Here is a 7,005-nt window from a genome sequence, read left to right as displayed (position 1 = left end):
TGGATTGCAAAAGAAGTAGGTAGCTTAACCTGCTAAAGGAGGGCACTTACCACTTTGTGATTCATGACTGGGGTGAAGTCGTAACAAGGTAACCGTAGGGGAACCTGTGGTTGGATCACCTCCTTAAATAAAAATTGTAATGCTTGTCTATGTAGTACCTACATAAATTGTCTGATATATTATTAGCAATACAACAATATTATTTTTGTATTATTAATAATTTACAAATCATTTCATATTGGAGCGGTAGTTCAGTTGGTTAGAATACCTGCCTGTCACGTAGGGGGTCGCGGGTTCAAGTCCCGTCCGTTCCGCCATAAATTATTTTTTAATCAATAGAACTCATTTTTTAGTGTTTATTCTTTTCATTTAAGTGAGATCATCAATCTTACCCTAATCTTACCCTTTTTATCCATATTATTATTTATGTTATTTTTTTATAATCTAATTGCTAGGAAATTTTTATGCCAATTAGGGTTCCAATTGATTTGCCAGCAGTAAAGTTATTGCGGAAAGAAAATTTTTTTGCGATGACTTCATCCATTGCGAGTATTCAGAAAATTAGGCCATTAAAGTTATTAATACTTAATTTAATGCCAAAGAAAATAGAAACTGAAAATCAATTATTACGTTTGCTTGCCAATTATCCATTACAAATTGATATTCAATTATTACGGGTAAATAGTCATAAATCTCGCAATACATCAAGTGAACATCTTAAAAATTTTTACTGTGAACTAGATAATATTTATAATGATAATTTTGACGGTTTAATAGTAACAGGAGCGCCTTTGGGTTTAATAGACTTTAGCGATGTATCATATTGGTCTCAAATTAAAAAAATTTTTTTTTGGGCAAAAAACCATGTTACATCAACACTATTTATATGTTGGGCAGCACAAGCTGCGCTAAATATTATATATGGCATTCCTAAAAAAATAAGAAGTAACAAATTATTTGGTGTTTTTGATCATAAAATTTTAAAATCTTCTTTACTGACACGAGGTTTTGATAATAATTTTCTTGTACCTCATTCACGTTATGCAGATTTTTCTATTCAATTAATAAAAAATCACACAGATTTAGAACTTCATGCTGTATTAGAATTTTCTTCAGATGCATACATTATGTCTAGCAGAGATAAGCGTTTAGTATTTGTCACTGGTCATCCTGAATATGATTTGCTTACTTTATCTCAGGAGTATCAAAGAGATATTAAGTTAGGAAGATCTCCTGAAATTCCTTACAACTATTTTCCTAAAGACAATCCTAGTTTGCTACCTAATATGTCTTGGTGTAGTCATGGACATCTATTTTTTTCTAATTGGTTAAACTATTATGTATATCAAATAACACCATTAAATATATTATATATGCAATCTATTTGATTTTAACCGGTTTAGTAAAAAAATAATTATAATAGATTAATTGAATTAAATATTTTTAAACATCAATAAAATTAAAAATATTACTATATGCTATACTGGCGGTTATTTCCATTTTTTATAATAATTAATTAATGAATTAGTAGAATTGTCATATTTTGTAGTTTTATCTTTTGTTTTTAATTCAGTTAAAATATTAGCAGCTAATTTTTTTCCTAATTCTACTCCCCATTGATCAAAACTAAAAATATTTAATATAGATCCTTGAGTAAAAATTTTATGTTCATAAAGAGCTATTAAAGATCCAAGATTAAATGGAGTAATTTTACGAATTAATATAGAATTACTAGGACGATTGCCTTCAAACACCTTAAATGGCAGTGTGTTTTTTTTTATTCTTTTTGTGCATTTAAAAAATTCTTGTTTTATTGAATTGTTTGATTTACCAAAGGCTAATGCTTTTGGTTGTGCAAAAAAATGTGATATAAGCCTTAAATGATGATCATCTAATGGATTATGGTGAATGATTGGGGCAATAAAATCACATGGAATTAATTTAGTACCTTGATGAAGTAGCTGATAAAATGAATGCTGTCCATTTGTACCAGTTTCTCCCCAAACTATAGGACCTGTTTGATACTTAACGCGATTTCCATTTCTATCTATCTGCTTACCATTAGATTCCATACTTACTTGTCGCAAATAAGTATCAAAGCAATGTAAATTTTGATCATAAGGAAATATCGCTTCAGTTTCTGCACCAAAAAAGTTATTATACCAAATTCCAATTAATGCTAATATTACAGGTATGTTTTCTTCTAAAGGTGTTTCAGAAAAATGTTTATCCATTTCGTGTGCACCATTAAGAAGTTGTTTGAAATTATCATATCCTATAGAAAGAATGATTGATAATCCAATTGCCGACCATAAGGAATATCTTCCTCCTACCCATTCCCAAAATTCAAACATATTGCTAATATTAATACCAAATTTTTGTACTTCTTGTATATTATCAGATAATGCAACAAAGTGTTTTGCAATGTTATTTTTATTATTTGTTTGTTTTAAAAACCAATTTCGTGCACTATAAGCATTAGTTAATGTTTCATCAGTGTTAAATGTTTTAGATGCTATTAAAAATAATGTTGTTTCAGAATTTAAATTTTTTAATGTTTCAGTTATATTTGAACTATCAATATTGGAAACAAAATGTATATTAAGATGATTTTTATAAGGACGTAATGCTTCTGTTACCATTAAAGGCCCAAGATGCGAGCCACCTATTCCAATATTAACTATATCTTTGATAGGTTTGCCTGTATAACCTACCCAACTACCGTTAATAATTTTTTCTGAAAATTGTTTCATTTTATTTAGGACTGAATTAATTTTAGGCATTATATCTTGTCTATCTAATAATATTGGTTTATTACTGCAATTTCTTAAAGCAGTATGCAATACTGCTCTATTTTCAGTAAAATTAATTTTTTTACCAGAAAACATCAAATCAATGTTTTTTTTAAGGTTTGTTTCTATTGCTAGTTCTTGTAATTTATGCATTGTTTCTTGAGTAACAATATTTTTTGAGAAATCTACTAAAATTTGATCATTGAAAATGATAGAAAATTTATCAAATCTGTTAGGATCTTCAGCAAATAAATTACTAATATGAGCTAATTTCATTTGCTTAAAATGTTTTGTCAATTTTTTCCAAGCCACAGTATTAATTGGATTAATGTTTTCCATAAAAAGCTCTTGTTTTATTATGAATTTTGATTTTAATTTCAATTATGATGATTAAAAATCATGTTTTATTATTAAGTAAACCAATGCAGTATTATAAGTAATTTTATAGATTAACAAAATAATCCTTGTTTATATTGTTGTTATCTAATTATTAGAAATAATTTTTATACTTTTTATTTTAATATTTATTATATGTATCAAATAATTTTTCATTTATTGTAACAATTTTCATTATTTTATGTTTTTTAAAATTATAACCAGAATACTTCAATAAATATTTATATATTCTAATAGGAAATAGTAATGGTTAAAAAATTAATAGTAGCTAAATTTGGAGGTACTAGTGTTGCAGATTTTAATACAATGAGTCGTAGTGCTGATTTAATTGTTAATAATTCTAGCATACGTTTAATTGTGCTATCTGCTTCTGCTAACATAACCAATATACTTGTATCTCTTTCAGCAGTTAATAGTAGTAAGGTTTACAGATCTTCATTAATTAATAAGATTCGTGATATTCAAACTTCTATTATTAACAAACTTATATCACCAAATTATCTATATAAATTAATAAATGATATGATAAAAACTATCGAAACATTATCTGAAAATGCTTCATATTTAAATTCTAAAGAATTAAAAGATGAAATTTTGAGTTATGGTGAATTGATGTCGTCTCTAATTTTTGTTGAAATATTGCGCGAAAAAAAAGTAAATGTCGATTGGTTTGATGTACGTAATGTCATGAAAACAAACGATCATTTTGGTTGTGCTCAACCTGATATTAATATCATATCTAGAAAAGTTAAAACATATCTAGAACCATTAATTACCCAAAAAGTTTTAGTTACACAAGGTTTCATTGGTCAAGAAGGACAAGGGCGTACTACTACTTTAGGCAGAGGTGGTAGCGATTATACAGCTGCTTTATTAGGTGAAGCATTAAAAGCTACAGGTGTAGAGATTTGGACTGATGTACCTGGTATTTACACTACTGATCCTCATTTAATACCAACAGCAAAGAGGATAGATCAAATAACTTTTAAAGAAGCTGCAGAAATGGCTACCTTTGGAGCAAAAATACTACACCCTTCTACTTTGCTACCTGCAGAACGGAGTGATATTCCTGTATTTGTTAGCTCTAGCCAAAATCCTAAAGCAGGTGGAACATATATTTCAAATAATACCAAAAATATACCTTTACTTCGTGCCTTATCATTACGTAGAAAACAAATTTTACTAACCTTAAATATATTAGATTATTATAACCAATCAAAAATTTTATCTAGTGTCTTTAATAAACTATTGTATTATGATATACCAGTAGGTATTATAACTAGTACTAAATCGAATATATCATTAACAATTAATGATAATGAACAAGTAATGATGATAGACAAGTTGTTGATTGAACTTGAAACTTTCTGTAAAGTTCATGTAGAGCACAACTTATCTCTTATTGCTATAATAGGAAATAATTTACCTAAGGCCAGTGGAATAAGCAATACAATATTTAAAATATTAAAACCATTTAGTTTGCGCCTTATTTGCAGTGGTGCTAGTGATTATAACATCATTTTTGTAGTACAAAGTATGGATGCAGACAAGATTATTCGCATTTTACATCAGAATCTGTTTGAATAAAATATTATTAATATATTATCTATTTTAACTATTAACAAATAATTTTAAACATTAAATATAAGTTACTTGATAAGTTTACAATCAATTAAGTAAACACTTCACTCTATAAAGAGTGAAACGAGAATTATATACTATTATAGTTACAAACAAGAATCAGTAAAACAAAAATTTACTAATTAACAACGCTTGTTTTATAGACTCTAATATTAACAGAAATTATTATTTGACTTGTTTTATGATAACTTGTTTATTTTAGTAACTTATTTAAAAATAATAGATTTTCAAAATTAACATAGATCTAATTAAAACTACTTAAGTAATATAAAATATGAATAAATTGCTTAGTATTTGTGTAAAATTTTATTTTTTTAATGTATATTTAATTTATTAAAATCATTATCGCTATTTATTAGTAATTATATGATTTTTATTGATATGTATATTCTAGTTAAAGTACAATCAGATTTGAAATCTTTTTATATGTTATGAATGACCACATGTTTATAACATGTAATCAAATAACATATATAAATATTTATTTAATATAATAAATGTTTGTTATATTTGCAGTTTCTTTAAATAAAGAATATCCAACATAACTTAATATTAGTCATATAGGTCAAAGATCATTATTATTTTAACTACCCTTATACGTACTCCTAATAAGATTATTATGATATAATAAATTAATAATTAGTATCATATATCCTATAAAAATATTGTGATATTTTAAATATTAGTTTGATTGTAATTTCTTATCTAATTAATATTGATACTTTAATTAAAGTATATTGCATAACTATTTCATTAATCAATAAGTACACTTAATTGCTCTGAAAGAACAACTCTCATAATTTTTTACATATTTTGTTTCTTTTGTTATTTATTAAAATTAATAATTAATAACAAATTAAAATTCCCTATATTGTATCAGATAATAATAAAACTTTCTGTAATATATTTATTATTTTTTATTTAATATTTTACCAAAAATAATTTTTTTAAAAAATTTGATCTGTCTTATAAAAATTAATATAAATAATACTTATTGTCTATACAATTATCAACTACAATTAACATTGAACAACACACAACTATAATTTAGATATTTATCGTAGTCACTTTACAAAGATAATGTTAAACCTGAAGTTGATGTGGAGGTTTAAAATGAATAAAGATAAAATTAGTGGTAATTGGAAACAATTAAAAGGCAAAATAAAAGAAAAATGGGGTAAATTAACAGACGATGACTTTCAATGCATACAAGGTAAAAGAGATCAGTTGATTGGAAAAATTCAAGAACGCTATGGATGTGCTAAAGATGAAGCAGAGAGAGAAGTCAGGTCTTGGGAAAATCATAATCAAGATTGTCATTGGTGATAATAATTATTAATTATCACATAAATTTAAAGACTAGGCACAAGGAAGTGCCTTAATTGGGTGGGGGATCTAGTAACTAATCAAATATTTATCAGTATGCTAACGAAATATGTATGTAATGTATTTGCAAAATACATTATCATAAATAATGAATAGTTATCATAGACGTTTTTCCGTAACACCTATGCTAGGTTGAACCGATATGCACTGTCGCTATTTTCACCGACAATTAAGTAATTGTTCAATCTTATATACAGAGATGATTAATGTAAACAAAATTATAAATAGCAAATTTTATTATATGGAGCATAATTATGATGATGAAGGTTTGTTGCTATTCAATTAAGTGGTCATAATTCAGCAAAATTAGCTTGTTATTCTAAATAAGCAGAATAATTATGGTTATAATGAAATTAATCTTAATATTGGTTGTTCGTCATATAAAGCACAACATGGCTATTTTGGTGCAAGTCTAATTACTAATGCAAATTTAGTTGCTGACAATATAAAAGCTATAAATGATATAGTAAGTATTCCAGTGACAGTAAAAATACGCATTGGTATAAATGAACAAGATAATTATGATTTTTTTAAGGAATTTTATAGGTATTATATCAGAATCTAGTAATTGTAAAGTTTTCATTTTACATGCTAGAAAAGCATTACTCTCAAAGTATAATGCAAGTAAAAATCTTAGAATTCCTCCTTTAAACTATTCTCATGTATATCGTATTAAAAGAGATTTTCCTTATTATAAGATAGTAATTAATGGGGGTGTAGAGACATTAGAAGCTCAAATACATCTGCAATATCTTGATGGTATGATGATTTGGACGTGAGATTTATAAAA

At 26.1% G+C, this 7,005-nt stretch carries 6 protein-coding genes, 1 tRNA gene and 1 rRNA gene; 7 read left to right on the top strand and 1 reads right to left on the bottom strand.

Annotated features, from left to right (window positions below):
- The 3 genes from CRV11_RS02300 to CRV11_RS02290 form a co-directional block, all read left to right on the top strand.
- Window positions 1-126, top strand: a 16S ribosomal RNA gene (locus CRV11_RS02300); the annotation flags it as partial.
- A 114-nt stretch (window positions 127-240) separates the two neighbouring features.
- Window positions 241-317 (top strand) — tRNA-Asp (locus CRV11_RS02295).
- A gap of 147 nt (window positions 318-464) precedes the next feature.
- The gene (locus CRV11_RS02290) at window positions 465-1,388 is read left to right on the top strand and encodes a homoserine O-succinyltransferase (RefSeq protein WP_136131720.1); all 924 of its coding nucleotides are present in this window, start codon (window positions 465-467) and stop codon (window positions 1,386-1,388) included.
- 102 nt (window positions 1,389-1,490) lie between these two features.
- On the opposite strand, the gene pgi is transcribed toward CRV11_RS02290, so the two are convergent.
- Window positions 1,491-3,131, bottom strand: coding sequence for a glucose-6-phosphate isomerase (pgi, locus tag CRV11_RS02285; RefSeq protein WP_136131719.1), 1,641 nt, complete (start codon window positions 3,129-3,131; stop codon window positions 1,491-1,493).
- Window positions 3,132-3,434: 303 nt separating this feature from the next.
- Between pgi and lysC the strand changes: the two genes are divergently transcribed.
- The 4 genes from lysC (at window position 3,435) to CRV11_RS03760 (ending at window position 6,994) form a co-directional block, all read left to right on the top strand.
- Complete coding sequence (gene lysC / locus CRV11_RS02280) at window positions 3,435-4,775, top strand: lysine-sensitive aspartokinase 3 (protein ID WP_136131718.1); 1,341 nt, start codon at window positions 3,435-3,437, stop codon at window positions 4,773-4,775.
- A gap of 1,167 nt (window positions 4,776-5,942) precedes the next feature.
- Entirely contained in the window at window positions 5,943-6,155 is a 213-nt protein-coding gene (locus CRV11_RS02275) for a CsbD family protein (RefSeq protein WP_136131717.1), read from the top strand.
- Between the two features lie 376 nt (window positions 6,156-6,531).
- A complete protein-coding gene (locus CRV11_RS03765; protein WP_338419081.1) occupies window positions 6,532-6,780 on the top strand; it encodes a tRNA-dihydrouridine synthase in 249 nt (82 codons plus the stop codon).
- Window positions 6,722-6,994 (top strand): tRNA-dihydrouridine synthase, encoded by a 273-nt coding sequence (locus tag CRV11_RS03760; RefSeq protein WP_338419080.1) that lies wholly within the window; start codon window positions 6,722-6,724, stop codon window positions 6,992-6,994. Before CRV11_RS03765 ends, CRV11_RS03760 begins: the two co-directional genes overlap by 59 nt.
- Window positions 6,995-7,005: the final 11 nt, after the last annotated feature.

Source organism: Candidatus Pantoea edessiphila, from assembly GCF_002933335.1.
Lineage (GTDB): Bacteria > Pseudomonadota > Gammaproteobacteria > Enterobacterales > Enterobacteriaceae > Pantoea_C.
The sequence above is the reverse complement of the archived record's forward strand: the minus strand, read 5'-3'. Positions and strand labels throughout refer to the sequence as shown.

Coding starts and splice junctions, on each gene's coding strand:
- CRV11_RS02290 (WP_136131720.1), top strand. CDS start 465: ATGCCAATTAGGGTTCCAATTGATTTGCCAGCAGTAAAGTTATTGCGG.
- pgi (WP_136131719.1), bottom strand. CDS start 3,131: ATGGAAAACATTAATCCAATTAATACTGTGGCTTGGAAAAAATTGACA.
- lysC (WP_136131718.1), top strand. CDS start 3,435: ATGGTTAAAAAATTAATAGTAGCTAAATTTGGAGGTACTAGTGTTGCA.
- CRV11_RS02275 (WP_136131717.1), top strand. CDS start 5,943: ATGAATAAAGATAAAATTAGTGGTAATTGGAAACAATTAAAAGGCAAA.
- CRV11_RS03760 (WP_338419080.1), top strand. CDS start 6,722: ATGAACAAGATAATTATGATTTTTTTAAGGAATTTTATAGGTATTATA.